Source organism: Stutzerimonas sp. R40042 (genome assembly GCF_026642215.1).
Lineage (GTDB): Bacteria > Pseudomonadota > Gammaproteobacteria > Pseudomonadales > Pseudomonadaceae > Stutzerimonas > Stutzerimonas frequens.
Map to the genome: position 1 here is coordinate 2,918,165 of NZ_CP113258.1, position 19,312 is coordinate 2,937,476.

The following is a 19,312-nucleotide window of genomic DNA, read 5'->3' on the forward strand; positions in this document are numbered from 1 at the left end:
ATCAGGCTCCTTGTGCCGCCATGCCGAGGGCTTCGCGCACCCGGGTCTTGACCTTCACTCGATAGCGGCGGTCACTGGCCGCCAGCACACCGCCGAGCGCCATCATCAGACCACCGAGCCAGATCCAGCGCACGAACGGCTTGATATGCACCCGTACCGCCCAGGCGCCGCCATCCAATGGTTCACCCAGCGCCACATAGAGGTCACGGGTAAAGCCGGCATCGATGCCCGCCTCGGTCATCGGCATCTGCTGCACGGTATAGAGGCGTTTCTCGGGATGCAGCGTGGCAACCTGCTTGTCGCCATCGAGCACGCGGATAGTCGCCTTGTCCGAAGTGAAATTCGGCCCCTCATGGTGCACGGCGCCTTCGAAGACGAACCGATAGCCACCCAGCTCCAGGGATTCGCCGGGCGCCAGCCGCAGATCCCGCTCAGCGCTCTGGTGGCTGGTCAACACGACACCGATGGCACAGACGACCAGGCCAATATGCGCCAGGTGCATGCCCCAATAGCTCGGCGACAGACTGCGCATGCCCTTGACCAGCCCCTTATGACGGGTCTTGTCGAGCAGATCGCGAGCACTGGCCAGCACCACCCAGGCGCCAAGCAGACACACCGCCAGTACCGCCCAATTGAAGTCGCCGAACAACAACGAACCCAGGCCGCCGAGGATCACGCTGGCGATCAACACCGGCGTGAGCATGCCGAGCAGCCACTTGAATGGGGTGTCTTTCCAACGGACGAGGATGCCAACGGCCAGGGCCAACATCAGCGCCGCCACCAACGGAACGAACATCGCGTTGAAATACGGCGGGCCGACCGAAAGCTTGGCGCCGGACAGCGCGTCGAGCAGCAGCGGATACAGCGTGCCCAGGAGAATCATGGCGGTCGCAACGACCAGCAGCAGGTTGTTCACCAGCAGCAGCGTTTCACGGGACCAAAGGCCGAAACCGACCTGACTCTTGACCACCGGGGCGCGCAGGGCGAACAGGGTCAGGGAGCCCCCCACCACCATCAGCAGGAAAACCAGAATGAATACGCCGCGCTCCGGATCGGTAGCGAATGCGTGTACCGATGTCAGCACGCCGGAGCGAACCAGGAAGGTGCCGAGCAGACTCAGCGAAAACGCGGCAATGGCCAACAGCACCGTCCAGCTCTTGAATACGCCGCGCTTCTCGGTGACTGCCAGCGAGTGGATCAGCGCGGTGCCGACCAGCCACGGCATGAAGGAGGCGTTTTCCACCGGATCCCAGAACCACCAGCCACCCCAGCCCAGCTCGTAGTACGCCCACCAGGACCCCAACGCGATACCCAGCCCGAGGAAGGCCCAGGCCACCAGGGTCCAGGGACGCGACCAGCGCGCCCAGGCGGCGTCGAGCCGCCCGCCCAGCAGCGCGGCGATGGCGAACGCGAATGCCACGGAAAAGCCGACATAGCCCATGTACAGCATCGGCGGATGGACGATCAGACCGAAGTCCTGCAGCAGCGGGTTGAGATCCCGACCGTCCATCGGCGATTGCGGCAGCAGCCGCTCGAACGGGTTGGACGTGACGATCAGGAACAACAGAAAGCCGATGCTGATCAGCCCCATTACACCAAGCACCCGGGCGAGCATGTCTTCCGGCAGCTGGCGGGAGAAGATCGACACGGCGAAGGTCCAGCCGGCCAGGATGAATGCCCAGAGCAGCAACGAGCCTTCGTGGGCGCCCCAGACCGCGCTGAACTTGTAGTACCAGGGCAGCGCACTATTCGAGTTCTGAGCGACATAGGCGACCGAGAAATCATCGGCCATGAAGGCATAGGTCAGGCAGATGAAGGCGAATGCGAGAAACGCGAATTGCCCCCAGGCCGCCGGCTGCGCCAGCCCCATCCACTGCCGGTCACCCCGCCAGGCACCGATCAGTGGCAGCGTCGCCTGCACGACCGCCAGGCACAGCGCAAGAATCATCGCTAGGTGGCCGAGCTCGGGAATCATTTCGCGTACTCCTTCTTGCCGCCTTCGTAGTGTTTCATCATGCCGCTCTGCTCCAGCGCCTGGGTCACTTCGGGCGGCATGTAATTCTCGTCGTGCTTGGCCAGCACCTCATCGGCGACCAGGACACCATCGGCATTGACCCGACCCAATGCGACGATGCCCTGCCCTTCGCGGAACAGATCGGGGAGGATGCCCTGATAGCTGATGGTCACCGTCTCCGCTCCGTCGGTCACTCGGAACGATACGCTGAGTGAATCGTTGGTGCGCTGTACCGAGCCTTCCTCGACCAGCCCGCCGGCGCGAATACGCGTGCCTTCCGGCGCCTCTCCCGCCGCGATCTGGGTCGGTGTGTAGAACAGGTTGATGTTCTGCTGCAGAGCGGACAACGCCAGCGCCACGGCAATACCGACACCGGCGAGAATCGCCAGGACGATGAAAAGACGCTTCTTGCGCACCGGATTCACTTCGACTCCTCCCGGCGCAAACGACGCGCCTCATCTTGCAGATAGCGCCGGCGCGAGAGGGCCGGCAGCACGACATTGAGAATCAGGACCGCCAGGCTTATGCCGTAGGAAGTCCAGACATACACGCCATGATTGCCCATGGCGATGAATTCGGCGAAGGACGAAAAGTTCACGAGTTGTTTCCCACCAGAGCCTTGACCTCGGTCTTCACCCAGCTCGCACGCGATTCACGGCGAAGGACTTCCAGGCGCATGCGCATGAGCAACACCGCGGTAAAGAAGCAATAGAAGCCGATCACCATGATCAGCAACGGCAGCCACATCTCTACCGGCATCGCAGGCTTCTCGGTGACCTTGAAGGTGGCCGGCTGATGAAGCGTGTTCCACCACTCGACCGAGTACTTGATGATCGGGATGTTCACCACGCCGACGATCGCCAGCACGGCGCAGGCCTTGGCAGCACTGTCGCGGTTGCTGATCGCCTGGCCCAGCGCGATGACACCGAAATACAGGAACAGCAGAATCAGCATCGAGGTGAGTCGTGCATCCCAGACCCACCAGGCGCCCCAGGTCGGCTTGCCCCAGACCGCACCGGTCAGCAGTGCGATAAAGGTCATCCAGGCGCCAATGGGGGCCGCCTGCTGCAGCGCAACGTCGGCGAGCTTCATCTTCCAGACCAGCCCGACCACGCCGGCGACGGCTAGCATGACGTAGATGGACTGGGCCAGAAATGCTGCGGGAACGTGAATGTAGATGATCCTGAAGCTATTGCCCTGCTGATAATCCTCCGGTGCGAACGCCAGCCCCCAGACCGTTCCGACGCCGATCAGCAATACCGCAGCCCACCCCAGCCAGGGCAGCCAGCGCCCGCTGATCTCGTAGAACCACTTGGGTGAACCCAGCTTGTGAAACCATGTCCAGTTCATCGGATGACTCGTCGTTGCGCGAGTGCCTGAACTCAGGCCTCGACATTCGCTATGTCGACCGGGCACAGGCGCCGGCCATCAGGTGTACCGCTACTCGCCAACGCTGATCTTCAGCCCGGCGGCTATCGCAAAGGGTGTAAGAGTAACCGCCAAAGCGGTCAGACTGGCCAGCCACAGCAGGTGCCCGACCGCCGGAAGCCCCTGCAAAGCGGCCTGCAACGCACCGCTGCCCAGAATCAGCACGGGGATATAGAGCGGCAGAATGAGCAGAGCAAGCAGCAACCCACCTCTTTTGAGCCCCACCGTCAGGGCCGCACCGACCGCGCCGAGCAGGCTGAGAATGGGCGTACCCAGCAGCAGCGAGATCAACAGTACCGGCATGGTGTCGAGCGGCAATCCCAGCATCAGCCCCAGCAAGGGTGCCAACAAGACCAGCGCCAGACCGGAAAACGCCCAGTGTGCCAGCACCTTGGCGAGCACCAGAAGCGCAAGCGGGTGCGGCGAAACGACCCACTGCTCGAGCGAGCCATCCTCGAAGTCACTGCGAAAAAGGCCGTCCAGCGAGAGCAGCACGGCCAGAAGCGCGGCGACCCAGACCAGCCCCGGAGAAATCGTTTGCAACAGTTGCGTCTCGGGCCCGACCGCCAGCGGGAACAGCGCGATGACGATTGCGAAGAACACCAGAGGATTGGCCAGCTCGGCCGGACGACGAAACAGCAGGCGCGCCTCGCGAGCCAGCAGAAGCGTGAAGACGCTGCTCATGCGGCTCGCTGCCCCAGATCCAGTTCACGGTAGCCGGCAGGCATCTCGGTGAGACTGTGGTGAGTGGTCAGCACGACCAGCCCGCCCTGCTCGCAATGGGCCGCCAGGTGTCGCTCCAGTTGCGCTACACCATGCTTGTCGAGCGCCGTGAACGGCTCGTCGAGAATCCACAGCGGCGGCGGGGAAAGGTAGAGTCGCGCAAGCCCGACACGACGCTGCTGCCCCGCCGAAAGGGTGTGGCAGGGCACGTCTTCGAAACCGCGCAGTCCTACGGCAGCAAGCGCCTGCCAGATCGCTTCGCGACCTGCCGGTTGATGCAGCGCACACAGCCAGGTCAGGTTTTCTTCTGCGGTAAGCAGGCCCTTGATGCCGGCAGCGTGCCCGATCCACAACAGGTTGCGGGCCAGCTCGCCACGTTGCGCGTCGAGTGGCAGCCCCTTGAGCCTGACCTCGCCGGCGGTGGGCTGCATGAGGCCGGACAGCAGGCGCAGCAGGCTGGTCTTGCCGCTACCGTTGGGGCCGGAAATCTGCAGCATTTCGCCGTTCTCGAGGCGCAGATCGAGCTTGTCGAACAACAGCCGCCAATCCCGCTCGCAGGCGAGCGCCACAGCTTCGAGGAAGGGAGTTGACACGCTGGCGACACCTCAAGATGAAAAAGGCCTGGCCGCTATACTCAGGCGGGTAGGCCAGGCGGGCGGAATTATACATGGCAACCTTGAGTGCCGAAGGCCGCAAACACGAAAGGTTGTAAGAGCATTTGAGGAAAGATGACCGAGATCAAGAGTACCACCGCTCTGCCCCAGGCCGGCATGCCACGCCAGAGCGCAGCCTCCAGCGAGCTTGCACTGAAGCTTCTGCAACCGATGCAAGGTCTGCTGGCAGCCGGCGAGCAGGCCGAGGCCGAGGTGGTCGGCATCAGGGAGGCAGCGCAGGCCTTTCGCCTGGTGCTGCGTCTGACCATGACCGGGGGACGCCAGGCCACTGTCGAGGTCAGTAGCAACAAGGCGCCAGCCCTCGGCGCGGCCTATGTCATCACCGCGCTCTCCGACACCCGCCTGCTGGCGTCGCAACAGGCAGCCGGACGCCAACCCGCCTCCGCGCTCGATCTCGAGCAGTTGCCGGTCGGCAGTGTGATCCAGGGCCGCGTCGTCGCCAGCAGCGAACATCGGCTGGACGACGGACAGAAGCTGTTCAAGGTGGTGATCAGCCTGCTCAACTCACCACTCAGCGGCCAGAAGCTGAACATCGAATCGAGCACCCCGCTGGCGCTAGGCAGCCTTCTGACAGCCCAGGTAAAGGCGAGTCAGGCGTTGAGCTTTTTGCCGTTGAGTGGCCGGCTCGATCAGCTGCATCTAGGCGAGCAGCTCAGCGCGCAGCAGCAGCGCCAGGCTTCGCTCGAAGGTTTGTTCAAGGCGCTGCAAGGCGCCTCGGGCACGCTGCCCGGCGGCCTGAAGGGCGCGGCCGAAGCCTTGCTTGGCCAGATCCCCGACATGCAGCAGCTGACCGATGCCAAGGCACTGGCTGCGGCACTGGCCAAGAGTGGCGTCTTTCTCGAGGCGCGACTGCTGGCGGGACAAACCGAGGGCCTGCAGGGAGATCTCAAAGCGGCCCTACTGCGTCTGCTTGCGCAAATGCCGAGCCTCCCTGGCAGCACACCGCTGACTGGAGCCCAAGCCGGCGCCGCCATGGGACAAGTGCTGCCGGCGTTCGCACGCCAGGCCCTGGGCGCATTGACCCAAGGCAGCACCCGCCAGCTCGCGGTCGGCTTCCCCCTACCCAGCAAGCTTCCACCGGGCATGGAAGAGGAAGCCGACCTGGAACTGCTGCTCAAGCTTGCCGCGGCAGCAGTCTCGAGACTGCAAACGCACCAGCTTTCCAGCCTGGCGCAAACACAGGTCGGGCCAGACGGTGCCCTGCTCACGACGTGGCAACTGGAACTGCCGATGCGGGACGGTCGGGACTTCGTGCCGTTGCAAATCAAGCTGCAGCGTGAAGACCCGCCAAGACGGCAGGAGAAAGAACGCGGCGAGGCAGTTTGGAAGATCGAACTCGCATTCGATATCGCGCCGCTGGGCCCGCTGCAGGTCCAGGCACAGCTGATGCGCGGCACCCTGGCGAGCCAGCTCTGGGCCGAACGCAGCGCCACCGCACAGCTGATCGCTACCGAACTCACGCACTTGCGTGAACGCTTGCAAGCCGCGGGATTGAGCGTGGGCGAGCTGACCTGCCGTCAGGGCGTGCCGCCGCAAGGGCCAAGCACCACACTCGAACAACGCTTCGTGGATGAAACCGCATGACCGACAAGCAACCGCCGCGCCAGGCCATAGCGCTCAGCTACGATGGCATCAACGCCCCGAGTCTTACGGCCAAAGGCGACGATGAACTGGCCGAGGCCATTCTGGCCATCGCGCGCGAACACGAGGTACCGATCTACGAAAACGCCGATCTGGTGCGCCTGCTTGCGAAACTGGAACTGGGCGACGAAATCCCCGAGGCGCTCTATCGCACCATCGCCGAGATCATCGCCTTCGCCTGGTACCTGAAGGGTAAGTGCCCACCTGGTTTCCGCGAACCGGTCAATGACACGACCCAGACGCCGCCACTGCTCAGTGGGCCTGGGCGTTGAGCACAACGGCTGCTCGGTCCTCGACGGTCACCTGAGGCAGGTCGTGCAGCTGCCAAGCAAAGTAGCCGGCTCGAAAATAGAACACACGCTGATAGCCCCAGGCGACGGCCATGCGTGCGGCTTCCGCACTGCGGGGGCATATCTCACTGTCGCAGTAGATGACCAGTGGCAGCTCCCGCGGCCATTCTGCGCCTGCCAGGCTAACGAAATCGCTGGCCAGATCGAAGTGCACCGCCCCCTCCACATGGCCCCATAGCCACTCGCGATCCGAGCGCACGTCGATGAACACCGCACCCAGTTCGTGCAAGCGCTTGGCCTGGAAGACATTGATGGTCATGGCGCCATCCACCTCGTCCGGTGCTTCAACGGCGTGAACCGTACCCAGGGAGGCCATCAACAATAGAAAAACGAGCACGCAGCGCATCACCGCCCTCCTCGTTCCGAAAAACGGAACCGTACCCTGCCTGGTCGGACCAGGCCGATACGAGTTGGAATGCAGTGGCTGGAGGAGGTTCCGATCACCTGGGAGGAACCGATGGGCGATGTGCGCCAGCTCAGGGTTTTTGACGCGCCTGATGCAGCTTGCTCATCAGCTCGGCCTCGGACTGGGAGAGACCGCAGGATTGGGTGAGATCATCGATGCTTGCCCCCATGCCGACCAGCTTGGCGGCCTGAGAGAAGGAAAAATTGTTGGGATCACGCAGTTCCAGCTGGTTGAGCTTGTCCGGCAACGGCGCAACGACGCGCGCCAGCTCACGCAGCTCGTCGCCAATGCGCATGTTGCCTTCGAGATAGGCATCCAGACGATTGCTCAGCTCCTTGATGCGCTTGTCCCGCGCCGCGTCACGCTGGCGCTGCTGCTCAGCCAGCAACCGCTGTCGCTTGAGCAGCCAAAGGCAGAACCCCAGCAGGCCCAGACAGCAGAATGCCAGCGCGATCAGCGATGCGACCAGCGACGCGATCAGCATGTATCAGATGCTCTCAAGCTCGGCCCACTCTTCTTCGCTCATCATCTTGTCGAGTTCGACCAGGATCAGCAGCTCGCCGTTCTTGTTGCACACGCCCTGAATGAACTTGGCCGATTCATCGTTGCCGACGTTGGGGGCGGTTTCGATTTCCGACTGACGCAGGTAAACCACCTCGGCGACGCTGTCGACCATGATGCCGATCACCTGCCGATCCGCTTCGATGATCACGATACGGGTGTTGTCCGAAACCGGGGCCGGGGCCAGACCGAAACGCTGGCGCGTATCGATTACCGTGACCACGTTGCCTCGCAGATTGATGATGCCCAGCACGTAGCTCGGCGCCCCGGGTACCGGCGCAATCTCGGTGTAGCGCAACACTTCCTGAACCTGCATCACGTTGATGCCGTACGTCTCGTTATCCAGACGGAAGGTTACCCATTGCAGAACAGGATCTTCGGAGCCCTGCGCAGACGTCATCTTCATAATCCCACCTTCTTCAATTACCGCTCGCGGCGGTCGATTCTATCGCCAGGCCGCACACCGCGTGCGACCGTCATTCATTCTTCAGCGCTTGTGCGGCTTTGCCGCGTCCTGCATCTGCTTGACCGCACCACTGGCGATCAACTCGGCCAGTGCCGTGACATCGACCAGCGCACACATGTGTTCGATAACCGTACCGGCCAACCAAGGGCGCTGGCTGCGCTGCGTACGCCACTTCACTTCACTGGGGTCGAGACGGATCGACCGGCTGACCTGATGTACCGCCAGCCCCCATTCATAACCCTGCACCGAAATCACGTACTGCAGGCCTTGGCGAAAATCGTCGCGATAGCGATCAGGCATCACCCAGCGCGCCGTGTCCAGCACCTTCAGATTGCCCGCCTGGCTCGGCAGTATGCCAAGAAACCAGTCGGGCTGGCCGAACAGTGGCGTAAGCTCCTGTCCCGCCAGCGGATAGATGGACCCCAGGCAGACCAGTGGCACCGCCAGCGTCAGCCCGGCGACATCGAACAGCAAACACTCGAAGGGCTCGTCGCCCCAGCCCGGATGCCGATCAGCAACGATAGCTGTCGGTTCATCGACCGGCTGCGCAGCGGCAGCCAAGGCAATGATTGGCGCTGCGGCATGCACTGGCGCGGGCGCAGGTATTTCAGGGGCTTCAGGCGCGACGACCACAGGCGGCGCGGGCGGCGTGGCCACGATCTCCAGGCGCGGCGGCTGGCTGATTCGCGCATCGCGCAGCTGTTCCTCGAGCACGGCAGCCTGGAATTCGTCCTGACTGACCGAGTCCGCCAGTTCGATGGCCGCATCCTGCAGCAGCCCGTCGAGATAGGACTGCAGCGCTTGCTGGGATCGGGTTTCGGTAAGGACGGTGCGACTCATGGAAAGACTCGTAAGGAGAAGCTGAACAGGCTATCGGCTGCCGACACAACAAACTTGAGGCGCCGAGCGCCGAGCGGTTGTCCCTTTCGTCAAGCCACCTGCGGCGACGGTTGCAGCGCCAGCAGGTGCTTCAGCAAGGCGCGATAGGCAAGAACGGCGCGGCTGGCGGGATCGAATTGCGATGGTGTCAGACCGGCACGACTGGCGTCGCGCAGCCGCGTGTCGATTGGAATGAAAGCCGGCCAGAGATGGTCGGCGTAGCCGGCACGCAAGACTTTGAGCGTGTTCATCGAGGCCTGGGTACGACGGTCGAACAGCGTCGGCACGATGGTGTACGGCAGCGCCTGCTTGCGCGAGCGGTTGATCATCGACAGCGTGCTGACCATGCGCTCGAGGCCCTTCATCGCGAGGAACTCGGTTTGTACCGGGATCACCAGTTGCTGGCTGGCAGCAAGCGCATTGACCATCAGCACGCCGAGCAGCGGCGGGCTGTCGATGACCGCGTAATCGAAGTCCTGCCAGAGCTGCGACAGACTCTTGGCGATCACCAGCCCCAGACCGTTCTGCCCTGGCGACTGACGCTCCAGCGTCGCGAGCACCGTGCTCGACGGCATCAGGGAGATTCGCTCATGACTGGTGGAGAGTAGAAGCTGCCAGGGCAGACCTTCTGGCACGGTCCCCTGGTGCTGGAACAGGTCGAAGACGCTGTGCTCCAGGTTGTCCGGATCGTGACCAAAATAGCTGGTCATTGACCCGTGCGGATCCAGGTCCAGCACCACGACACGCTTACCGGAGTCGGCCAGCAAGCCCGCCAGCGCGATCGACGTGGTGGTCTTGCCCACCCCACCCTTTTGATTGGCAACAGCCCAGACTCTCATGGTTCCCCACCCGGCGAAGCTGACCGGCAGTTCCCACCTGAAACGGCGGGGCGACGGTGTTTTGACGATTGCACCCTCAGGCGCTCACATGGCTGCAGCCGGTGCAGATTGTGTGCCAGCCCGACGCAGTGCCTCGTTGGGCCTGGCATTTGCGCTACCGACGCCGGAAACGCTGCGGCGCACATCGAGATTGCGCGATACCACGAGGATCACCCGCCGGTTACGCGCGCGCCCCTCGGCCGTCGAATTGTCAGCCACCGGCTGGAACTCGCCGTAGCCTACGGCCGCAAGCCGGGATGGGGCGACTCCTTGCGCGGCGAGCATGCGTACGACGCTGCCGGCTCGCGCTGCGGACAGCTCCCAGTTGGTCGGAAACTGGCTCGTGCTGATGGGCAGATTGTCGGTAAAGCCTTCGACATGGATGGGATTGTCGTAAGGCGCCAGGATGGCCGCGACCTTGTCGATCAACTGGAACGCCTGATCATTGGGCAACGCGTCACCGCTGGGAAACAGCAGACTGGAGTTGAGCTCGATCTCGATCCACAGCTCATTGCCGCGAATGGTCAGCTGCTCGTTGGCAATCAGTTCACCGAAGGTCTCGCGCATGCTTTGCGCGATACGCTCCAGCGGATCGAACGTCGGCGCTCCGGATGTCGAAGACGGGCCGGAAAGGTCCTGCACCTGCGAAACATCCGACTCGGTGGTCCGCGGCCGCTCGTCACCAATCGGGATTGGTTTCACGGCCCGATCGACCTGGTTGAACACGCCGACCAGCGAGTCGGAGAGAATCTTGTACTTGCCCTCGTTAATCGAGGAAATCGAGTACATCACCACGAAGAAGGCGAACAGCAGCGTGATGAAATCGGCGTACGAAACCAGCCAACGCTCGTGATTCTCGTGCTCTTCCGGCGCTCTGCGTCTGGCCATGGCGATCAGTCCATGAAGCCTTGCAGCTTCATCTCGATGGAGCGTGGATTTTCGCCTTCGGCGATGGATAGCACACCTTCGAGCAGCATCTCGCGATACGCCGTCTGGCGCTGAACGACACTCTTCAGCTTGTTGCCCACTGGCAGGACCAGCAGGTTGGCGAAGGCGACCCCATAGATCGTTGCGACGAAGGCCACGGCGATGCCGCTGCCGAGCTGGCTAGGATCGGCCAGATTGCCCATTACGTGGATCAGACCCATCACCGCACCGATGATGCCGATGGTCGGAGAGTAGCCACCCATGCTCTCGTAGACCTTGGCGGCCCGAAGATCGCGGCCTTCCTGGGTGTAGAGGTCAACTTCGAGAATGCTGCGGATGACTTCCGGCTCGGCGCCGTCGACCAGCAGCTGCAGCCCCTTGCGTGCGTAGGGATCGGGTTCAGTCTCGGCAACCGGCTCGAGGCCGAGCAGGCCTTCCTTGCGCGCCGTATTGCTCCAGGCGGTGACCATGGCGATACCGCGAGCCAGATCGATGCGCGGCGGAAAGAAGATCCAGCGACCGATGCTCATGGCACGCATGAACACCGCGATGGGTGTTTGCAGCAGTACCGCGCCGAGCGTGCCGCCCAGCACGATCAACGCGGCAGGTCCGTTGAGCAGCGCCGATATGTGGCCACCCTCGAGAAAGTTGCCGCCGACGATGGCGACGAACGCCAGCAGCAACCCGATGAGGCTGAGAACATCCATCAGCGGCCAGCCTTCATCAGATGCAGGCCTCGGCCAGATTGCGCCCGATGTCGTCCAACCCATAAACAGCGTCACTGAGATTGGCTTTGACCACCGCCATCGGCATTCCGTAGATCACGCAACTGGCCTCGTCCTGAGCCCATACCTGACTGCCGCTCTGCTTGAGCAGCCGCGCGCCCTCGCGGCCATCGGCACCCATACCGGTGAGCACCACTGCAAGCACCTTGTCGTGAAACGACTTGGCCGCCGAACCGAAGGTGACATCGACACAGGGCTTGTAGTTGAGGCGATCGTCGCCGGGCAGAATGCGCACCGCGCCGCGCCCGTCGATCATCATCTGCTTGCCGCCGGGCGCGAGCAGCGCCAGGCCGGGTCGCAGCACATCACCATCCTCCGCCTCCTTGACGCGAATGCGGCAGAGCTTGTCCAGGCGGTCGGCGAATGCCTTGGTGAACGCCGCAGGCATGTGCTGAATAAGCACGATGGGTGCCGGGAAATTGGCAGGCAGTTGAGTCAGCACCCGCTGCAGCGCCACCGGGCCGCCGGTCGAGGTACCGATGGCCACCAGCTTGTAGGCCTTGCGCTTGGGCGCCGGCGCACGCGCGGGTGCTGCCGGGGTCGCGCCAGCACCGGTGCTACGGGCAGTGGCCAATGCGGCGGGTGTTCCGCGGACAGAGGGTGCCGGGGCGCTGACGCTGGAACTGCAGAAAGTGCTGTAGCGTCGGTTGCTGCGCGAAACGGTGTGCACCTTCTCGCACAGCAGCTGCTTGACCTTGTCCGGGTTGCGCGAGATGTCTTCGAAGTTCTTCGGCAGATAGTCCACCGCGCCGGCATCCAGCGCATCGAGGGTGACCCGCGCGCCTTCGTGTGTCAGCGAGGAGAACATCAACACCGGCGTCGGACAGCGCTGCATGATCTGCCGCACCGCAGTGATGCCGTCCATCATCGGCATCTCGTAATCCATGGTGATGACGTCCGGTTTCAGCGCCAGCACCTGGTCGATCGCCTCGCGCCCGTTGGTGGCGGTGCCGACGACTTGAATATTGGGATCAGAGGAAAGGATTTCCGAGACACGCCGGCGAAAGAAACCGGAATCGTCGACGACCAGGACCTTGACTGCCATACATCACTCCTAGCGGCAGCGCGCCCCTCCCGGAACGGCGCTGCCTGACCGAATCAAATCCTGCGTGCGTAGCGCTTGAGCATGCTGGGAACGTCGAGAATCAGAGCGATGCGGCCATCGCCGGTGATGGTCGCACCAGACATACCGGGCGTACCCTGCAGCATCTTGCCCAGCGGCTTGATGACCACCTCCTCCTGCCCCACCAGTTGATCGACGACGAAGCCGATGCTCTGGTTGCCGACGCTGAGAATCACCACATGACCTTCGCGCTGCTCTTCCTGAGCAGCATCGTGAACCAGCCAACGCTTGAGGTAGAACAGCGGCAGCGCCTTGTCGCGCACGATCACCACTTCCTGGCCATCGACGACATTGGTCCGCGACAGGTCCAGGTGGAAGATTTCGTTGACGTTGACCAGCGGGAAGGCGAAAGCCTGGCTGCCGAGCATGACCATCAGGGTCGGCATGATCGCCAGGGTCAGCGGCACCTTGATCACCACCTTCGAGCCCTGGCCCTTGGTGGAGAACACGTTCACCGTACCGTTGAGCTGGGAAATCTTGGTCTTGACCACGTCCATGCCGACGCCACGACCGGACACGTCGGAAATCTCGGTCTTGGTCGAGAAGCCCGGCGCGAAGATCAGGTTGTAGCACTCCAGATCGCTCAGGCGATCGGCGGCATCCTTCTCCAGCATGCCTTTCTCGACAGCCTTCGCGCGCAGGACGTTGGCATCCATGCCCTTGCCGTCATCGCTGATGATCAGCAGGATGTGGTCGCCTTCCTGCTCGGCCGACAGCACCACACGGCCGGTACGCGGTTTGCCGGCCGCCTCGCGCTCCTCGGGCATCTCGATGCCATGGTCGACGGCATTGCGCACCAGGTGCACCAGCGGGTCGGCCAGGGCTTCGACGAGGTTCTTGTCGAGGTCGGTTTCTTCGCCCACCAGTTCCAGGTTGATCTCTTTCTTCAGGCTGCGCGCCAGATCGCGTACCAGCCGCGGGAAACGGCCGAACACCTTCTTGATCGGCTGCATGCGGGTCTTCATCACCGCGCTCTGCAGGTCGGCGGTGACCACGTCGAGGTTGGAAACGGCCTTGGCCATTGCCTCGTCGCCGCTATTGGAGCCCAAGCGCACCAGACGGTTACGCACCAGCACCAGCTCGCCGACCATGTTCATGATCTCGTCCAGCCGCGCGGTATCGACGCGCACCGTGGTCTCGGCCTCGGCCGGAGCCTTCTCGGCCGCGGCTGGCGCGGCGGGCTTGCTCGCTGCGCCAGCCACCGGCTTGGCAGCAGCCGGACGAGCCGGCTCAGCCTTGGCGGGAGTCGGTTTGGTCGGTGCCTTTTCTACCGATGCAGCCGCGGCGGATTCGCTGACGCCGACCGGGCTGGCGCCGACCACTGGGGGTTCGAACTTGCCTTTGCCATGCAGCTGATCGAGCAACGCTTCGAACTCGTCATCGGTGATCTCGTCGCTTGCACCTGCCCCACTACTGGCCGTTGCAGGTTCGGCAGCCGCCGGCGTGGGCGCTGCGGTGGTTGCCGGCTCGAATTTGCCCTTGCCGTGCAGCTGATCGAGCAGTGCTTCGAACTCGTCATCGGTGATCTCGTCGCTTGCGCCTGCCCCGCTACTAGCAATCGCAGGCTCGGCAGCCGCCGGCGTGGTCGCTGCGGTGGTTGCCGGCTCGAACTTGCCCTTGCCATGCAACTGATCGAGCAACGACTCGAACTCATCATCGGTGATTTCGTCAGCCACGGTGCCTGTATCGGCGGATGCCAGCGGCTCGACAGCGGGCGGTTCGATCGCATCCAGCAGCTGCTCGAAATCGCTGTCGGCGCCTTCGCTCACAGGCTCGGCGATCGCCTGGGGCGCTGCGGCGGCAGGTGCTTCGTCGTCGGATGCAGGCTCGGCCAGACGGGCCAATGCGGCCAGCAGTTCCGGCGAGGCAGGAGTAGGTTCGACGCGTTCACGGACCTGGCTGAACATCGCGTTCACGGCGTCGAGCGCCTGCAGAACGACGTCCATCAGTTCGGAATCGACTCGACGCTCACCCTTGCGCAGGATGTCGAAGACGTTTTCGGCAATGTGGCAGCATTCCACCAGCTCATGAAGCTGAAGAAAGCCCGCACCGCCCTTGACCGTATGGAACCCGCGAAAAATCGCATTGAGCAACGCCATGTCATCGGGGCTGCTTTCCAGCTCCACGAGTTGCTCGGACAATAGTTCGAGAATCTCGCCGGCCTCTACCAGGAAGTCCTGGAGAATTTCTTCATCGGCGTCGAAGCTCATATTCACTTCCCCTAAAAGCCCAGGCTTGAAAGCAGATCATCGACATCGTCCTGGCCGGAAACGACGTCTTCACGCATATCGGCATGCATCTGCGGACCTTCACCATTGGAAGGCGATTTTTCTTGTTTTTTCTTCTCTTGCTCGGCGCGCATGGCATCACGGTCGTGCTGGATGCCAGCCACGCGGTCGACCTGCCCCGCCATCAGGACGAGATTGAGCAGATTGCTTTCAAGCTCGGTGATCAGTCGGGTGACACGCTTGATGACCTGGCCGGTCAGGTCCTGGAAATCTTGGGCCAGCATGATTTCGCTGAGGTTCTGCGACAGCTGGCTACCATCGTTCATGCTGCGCTTGAGGTACTGGTCGATGCGCTTGACCAGCCCACGGAACTGTTCAGCATCCATTTCGCGGCGCATGAATCGCTGCCAGTCGGCCGTCAGGCTCTGGGCCTCGTAGCTAACGTAGTTGACCAGCGGCGCCGATTCCTCCACCAGATCCATGGTGCGGTTGGCGGCCTTCTCGGTCATCTCCACCACATAGGACAGGCGATCGGTCGCGTCGGTGATCGGTGACGGATCGCCGCCAGTGGCACAGGTATCCATCTCGAGTTTGACGATGGCGTTGTGCAGCTCGCGGGTGAGCTTGCCGACTTCCTGATAGAGACTGTGATTACGCGCCTGGCTGAGTTCATTGAACATCTGCGTCGCTTCATCGAAGCGGCCCTGCTGCAGGCTTTCAATCAACTTAGGGGCGTTGGCCTTCAGAGTCGCTTCGAACTCTGCCAGGCTCTGATCTGCTTGCGTCATAGTGCCCTCGCGGCGTTGCTGCTTCAGCCGTTGACGCGCTCGAAGATCTTCTCGATCTTCTCCTTGAGCACCTGGGCAGTGAAAGGCTTGACCACATAGCCGTTTACGCCGGCCTGTGCCGCCTCGATGATCTGGTCGCGCTTGGCTTCGGCAGTGACCATCAGCACCGGCAGGTGCTTGAGGCGCTCGTCGGCACGCACGGTACGCAGCAGATCGATACCGCTCATGCCCGGCATGTTCCAGTCGGTGACGAGAAAGTCGAAGCTGCCGCTCTTGAGCATCGGCAGCGCGGTGGTGCCATCGTCCGCTTCGGCGGTGTTGGTGAACCCCAGGTCACGCAAGAGGTTCTTGATGATTCGTCTCATCGTCGAGAAGTCATCGACGATGAGGATTTTCATGTTCTTGTCCAAGTCGACCTCCGTAAGTCCCAAAATGCCTCAGCAAACCGAGCACGTCATACCGCAAACAATCGTCAATTGGCGCGCCATTCACCGAGGCGCGCACGCAGGCGCGCCGCACACTGGCTATGCAACTGGCTCACACGCGACTCGCTGACTCCCAGCACCTGACCGATTTCCTTCAAGTTCAGCTCTTCGTCGTAATACAACGACAGCACCAGCTTCTCGCGCTCCGGCAGGTTGGCGATGGCTTCTGCCAGCGCCAACTGGAAACGTTCGTCCTCCAGATCGCGGAAAGGCTCGGGGTGCGTGCTGCCGGCATCCTCCTGCAGCTCGCCATGCTCGCCTTCCTGCAGCAGGTCGTCGAAGCTGAACAGTCGGCTGCCGAGGGTATCGCCGAGGATGCTGTAATACTCATCGAGACTAAGCTTAAGTTCGGCCGCAACTTCATGATCTTTAGCGTCACGACCGGTTTTCGCTTCGATGGCGCGGATCGCCTCGCTGACCATGCGCGAGTTGCGATGCACCGAGCGTGGCGCCCAATCGCCCTTGCGCACCTCGTCGAGCATGGTGCCGCGGATGCGGATGCCGGCGTAGGTTTCAAAACTGGCGCCCTTGCCGGCGTCGTACTTCTTCGCTGCTTCCAGCAGTCCGATCATTCCAGCCTGGATCAGGTCGTCCACCTGCACACTCGCAGGCAGACGCGCCAGAAGGTGGTAAGCGATACGCTTGACCAACGGCGCGTACTGATCGATCAGGCGATATTGAGCATCCTTTGCCTGAGCCTTGCTGTAATACATAGCGGATCCGGCACCTGTCATTCGTGGCTTTCTGAAGCGGGACTGATGAGGCGCTCGACGAAGAATTCGAGATGGCCGCGCGGGGTAGCGGGCAACGGCCAGGTATCGATCTTCTGCGCAATGGCCTTGAAGGCCAGCGCGCATTTGGAGCGCGGATAGGCTTCATAGACGGCACGCTGCTTTTGTACCGCCTTGCGTACGGCCTCGTCGTAGGGCACGGCGCCGACATACTGCAGCGCCACATCGAGAAAACGCTCGGTGACCTTGGTCAGCTTGGCGAACAGGTTGCGACCTTCCTGGGGTGCATGCGCCATGTTGGCCAACACCCGGAAACGACTGATGCCGTAGTCACGGTTGAGCAATTTGATCAGAGCATAGGCATCGGTGATGGACGTGGGTTCATCTGTGACGACCAGCAGCACTTCCTGCGCGGCACGCACGAAGCTGACCACCGAATCACCAATACCGGCCGCGGTATCGATGATCAGCACGTCCAGCTCATCGCCCAGCTCACTGAATGCCTGGATCAGACCGGCATGCTGCAGGGACGACAGCTGTACCATGCTCTGCGTCCCGGATGCCGCGGGCACGATACGGATACCGCCGGGGCCCTGAATCAGCACATCGCGCAGATCGCACTCACCGGCGATCACATCGGCCAGGGTTCGCTTGCTGGTCAGGCCAAGCAGGACGTCGACGTTGGCCAGACCCAGGTCGGCGTCGAGCAACACCACACGCCGGCCCAGATCGGCCAGCGCCAGCGCCAGATTGACCGACACGTTGGTCTTGCCGACGCCACCCTTGCCGCCGGTCACCGCAATCACCTGTACGGGATGCATACCCATGTTCACACGCCTATATCTTGCTGGGGCCATACGGCCGGCGATGCGCCCGCATGGCACGCATCTGGTTCATTCTGGTACCGCACTCGCTTGATCATCCGGCCCGCCGTGACGAGCCGTTGTACAACCCGGCGAACATGTCCGCCATGGCCTCTTCGCTCGGCTCCTCGCCTGATTGCAGGCTTACCGCACGGCTGACCAGCTGGTGGCTACGGGGCAGATGCAGGTCATCCGGAATCCGCGGGCCATCGGCGAGGTAGGCTATCGGCAAATGCTGGCTGATCGTGAGACCGAGCACATCGCCGAGGCTGCCTGCCTCGTCCAGCTTGGTCAGGATACAACCCGCCAGGCCGCAGCGACGATAGTTGTGCCATGCCGCCTTGAGTACCTGACTCTGGCTGGTCGCCGCCAACACCAGATAGTTCTTGGATTTCACACCGCGATCCGACAGCGCTTCGAGCTGCTTGCGCAAGGTCGGATCGCTGGCCGGCAGGCCGGCGGTGTCGATCAGGATCACGCGCTTGCGGGCCAGCGGCGCCAGCGTCTTGCTCAATGGCTGGCTCGGGTCGATCTGCAGCACCGGTACGTCGAGGATACGCCCAAGCGTCTTGAGCTGCTCCTGCGCGCCGATCCGGTAGTTGTCCATGCTCGCCACGGCGATGTTCTGTGCGCCGTACTTGAGTACGTAACGGGCCGCGAGCTTGGCCAGGGTGGTGGTCTTGCCAACACCGGCCGGGCCGACCAGCGCAATCACTCCGCCCTCTTCCAGCGGCTCCTGCTTGCTGACCTTGATCGCCTGCGCCATATAGGCCAGCACCATGCGCCAGGCCTGACGCGGATCGTTGATGGTCGCGACCTTTTCCAGCAGGCTGCGCGACAGTTCGGCCGGCAGGCCGAGGCGCTGCAGCCGACGCCAGAGGCTGGCCTGCTGCGGACGGCGGCTCTGCTCCTGCCCCCAGGCGATCGAGCCGAGCTGCACCTCGATTAGCTCACGCAGACCGTGCAGCTCAGAATACATCGCCTCGATCGCGCGCGGATCGACGGCGGCGGACGGCGCGGCAGCCGGCTCGGGCTGAGCGCTCGGCGCCACGGCGGCCGGCTTCTCGTCAAGCAGTTGACGATCCTGCATCTTTGCCTGCGGCGCGGCGCTCAGTTCGGCATGGGCACTGGCCAGGCGCGATTGCGTCTTGCGCAGCTCAGCTTCAAGCGCAGGATTGGGCTTGGTCGCTGCCGGCGCGGACTGCATCGGGTAGTCGAGTACGGCCGTCAGCTCGACGCCACCGGCCACCCGGCGATTGCCGATGATCACGGCATCGGCGCCCAGCTCGTCACGCACCATCTTCATGGCGATGCGCATATCGGCGGCGAAGAAACGTTTGACCTGCATGGCCTGTACCCTCG

General features: G+C 62.8%; 22 protein-coding genes. 2 read left to right on the forward strand and 20 right to left on the reverse strand.

Annotated features, from left to right (window positions below; translation table 11 throughout):
- Position 1: 1 nt before the first annotated feature.
- From OUY36_RS13695 to ccmA, 6 genes are all read right to left on the reverse strand, one after another.
- The gene (locus OUY36_RS13695; protein ID WP_267934746.1) at positions 2-1,975 is read right to left on the reverse strand and encodes a heme lyase CcmF/NrfE family subunit; all 1,974 of its coding nucleotides are present in this window, start codon (positions 1,973-1,975) and stop codon (positions 2-4) included.
- Entirely contained in the window at positions 1,972-2,439 is a 468-nt protein-coding gene (ccmE, locus tag OUY36_RS13700; protein ID WP_267934748.1) for a cytochrome c maturation protein CcmE, read from the reverse strand. The genes OUY36_RS13695 and ccmE overlap by 4 nt, the downstream gene beginning before the upstream one ends.
- On the reverse strand, positions 2,436-2,612 hold the full coding sequence (ccmD, locus tag OUY36_RS13705; RefSeq protein WP_063539826.1) for a heme exporter protein CcmD: 177 nt from the start codon (positions 2,610-2,612) through the stop codon (positions 2,436-2,438). The genes ccmE and ccmD overlap by 4 nt, the downstream gene beginning before the upstream one ends.
- On the reverse strand, positions 2,609-3,364 hold the full coding sequence (locus OUY36_RS13710; protein ID WP_063539827.1) for a heme ABC transporter permease: 756 nt from the start codon (positions 3,362-3,364) through the stop codon (positions 2,609-2,611). The genes ccmD and OUY36_RS13710 overlap by 4 nt, the downstream gene beginning before the upstream one ends.
- Positions 3,365-3,454: 90 nt before the next feature.
- On the reverse strand, positions 3,455-4,126 hold the full coding sequence (gene ccmB, locus OUY36_RS13715) for a heme exporter protein CcmB (RefSeq protein ID WP_063539828.1): 672 nt from the start codon (positions 4,124-4,126) through the stop codon (positions 3,455-3,457).
- Positions 4,123-4,758, reverse strand: a complete 636-nt coding sequence (gene ccmA, locus OUY36_RS13720; protein ID WP_267934753.1) for a cytochrome c biogenesis heme-transporting ATPase CcmA — start codon at positions 4,756-4,758, stop codon at positions 4,123-4,125. Before ccmA ends, ccmB begins: the two co-directional genes overlap by 4 nt.
- A 135-nt stretch (positions 4,759-4,893) precedes the next feature.
- On the opposite strand from ccmA, the gene fliK reads away from it, so the two are divergent.
- Positions 4,894-6,423: a flagellar hook-length control protein FliK gene (fliK, locus tag OUY36_RS13725; protein WP_063539830.1), complete on the forward strand. Its 1,530-nt coding sequence runs from the start codon at positions 4,894-4,896 to the stop codon at positions 6,421-6,423.
- A complete protein-coding gene (locus OUY36_RS13730) occupies positions 6,420-6,752 on the forward strand; it encodes an EscU/YscU/HrcU family type III secretion system export apparatus switch protein (protein ID WP_102840208.1) in 333 nt (110 codons plus the stop codon). The genes fliK and OUY36_RS13730 overlap by 4 nt, the downstream gene beginning before the upstream one ends.
- On the opposite strand, the gene OUY36_RS13735 is transcribed toward OUY36_RS13730, so the two are convergent.
- From OUY36_RS13735 to flhF, 14 genes are all read right to left on the reverse strand, one after another.
- Complete coding sequence (locus tag OUY36_RS13735) at positions 6,733-7,176, reverse strand: rhodanese-like domain-containing protein (protein ID WP_267934756.1); 444 nt, start codon at positions 7,174-7,176, stop codon at positions 6,733-6,735. The genes OUY36_RS13730 and OUY36_RS13735 overlap by 20 nt on opposite strands.
- Positions 7,177-7,306: 130 nt before the next feature.
- Positions 7,307-7,720: a DUF2802 domain-containing protein gene (locus tag OUY36_RS13740; protein ID WP_063539833.1), complete on the reverse strand. Its 414-nt coding sequence runs from the start codon at positions 7,718-7,720 to the stop codon at positions 7,307-7,309.
- 3 nt (positions 7,721-7,723) lie between these two features.
- The gene (locus tag OUY36_RS13745; RefSeq protein ID WP_063539834.1) at positions 7,724-8,203 is read right to left on the reverse strand and encodes a chemotaxis protein CheW; all 480 of its coding nucleotides are present in this window, start codon (positions 8,201-8,203) and stop codon (positions 7,724-7,726) included.
- Between the two features lie 81 nt (positions 8,204-8,284).
- Positions 8,285-9,103 (reverse strand): CheW domain-containing protein, encoded by an 819-nt coding sequence (locus OUY36_RS13750; RefSeq protein WP_063539835.1) that lies wholly within the window; start codon positions 9,101-9,103, stop codon positions 8,285-8,287.
- Positions 9,104-9,192: 89 nt separating this feature from the next.
- The gene (locus tag OUY36_RS13755) at positions 9,193-9,981 is read right to left on the reverse strand and encodes a ParA family protein (RefSeq protein ID WP_063539836.1); all 789 of its coding nucleotides are present in this window, start codon (positions 9,979-9,981) and stop codon (positions 9,193-9,195) included.
- Between the two features lie 84 nt (positions 9,982-10,065).
- Positions 10,066-10,908, reverse strand: a complete 843-nt coding sequence (gene motD, locus OUY36_RS13760) for a flagellar motor protein MotD (protein ID WP_063539837.1) — start codon at positions 10,906-10,908, stop codon at positions 10,066-10,068.
- A 5-nt stretch (positions 10,909-10,913) separates the two neighbouring features.
- Positions 10,914-11,654 (reverse strand): flagellar motor protein, encoded by a 741-nt coding sequence (locus tag OUY36_RS13765; RefSeq protein ID WP_063539838.1) that lies wholly within the window; start codon positions 11,652-11,654, stop codon positions 10,914-10,916.
- A 16-nt stretch (positions 11,655-11,670) separates the two neighbouring features.
- Positions 11,671-12,777: a protein-glutamate methylesterase/protein-glutamine glutaminase gene (locus OUY36_RS13770; protein ID WP_102840205.1), complete on the reverse strand. Its 1,107-nt coding sequence runs from the start codon at positions 12,775-12,777 to the stop codon at positions 11,671-11,673.
- A 53-nt stretch (positions 12,778-12,830) separates the two neighbouring features.
- A complete protein-coding gene (locus OUY36_RS13775) occupies positions 12,831-15,065 on the reverse strand; it encodes a chemotaxis protein CheA (RefSeq protein ID WP_267934760.1) in 2,235 nt (744 codons plus the stop codon).
- Between the two features lie 11 nt (positions 15,066-15,076).
- Complete coding sequence (locus OUY36_RS13780; RefSeq protein WP_063539841.1) at positions 15,077-15,871, reverse strand: protein phosphatase CheZ; 795 nt, start codon at positions 15,869-15,871, stop codon at positions 15,077-15,079.
- A gap of 23 nt (positions 15,872-15,894) precedes the next feature.
- Entirely contained in the window at positions 15,895-16,269 is a 375-nt protein-coding gene (locus tag OUY36_RS13785) for a chemotaxis response regulator CheY (protein WP_011913679.1), read from the reverse strand.
- Positions 16,270-16,343: 74 nt separating this feature from the next.
- Complete coding sequence (fliA, locus tag OUY36_RS13790; RefSeq protein ID WP_102840202.1) at positions 16,344-17,069, reverse strand: RNA polymerase sigma factor FliA; 726 nt, start codon at positions 17,067-17,069, stop codon at positions 16,344-16,346.
- A 17-nt stretch (positions 17,070-17,086) separates the two neighbouring features.
- A complete protein-coding gene (gene fleN, locus OUY36_RS13795; RefSeq protein WP_063539843.1) occupies positions 17,087-17,914 on the reverse strand; it encodes a flagellar synthesis regulator FleN in 828 nt (275 codons plus the stop codon).
- Positions 17,915-18,005: 91 nt separating this feature from the next.
- Positions 18,006-19,298 (reverse strand): flagellar biosynthesis protein FlhF, encoded by a 1,293-nt coding sequence (gene flhF / locus OUY36_RS13800; RefSeq protein WP_110776522.1) that lies wholly within the window; start codon positions 19,296-19,298, stop codon positions 18,006-18,008.
- Between the last annotated feature and the right edge of the window lie 14 nt (positions 19,299-19,312).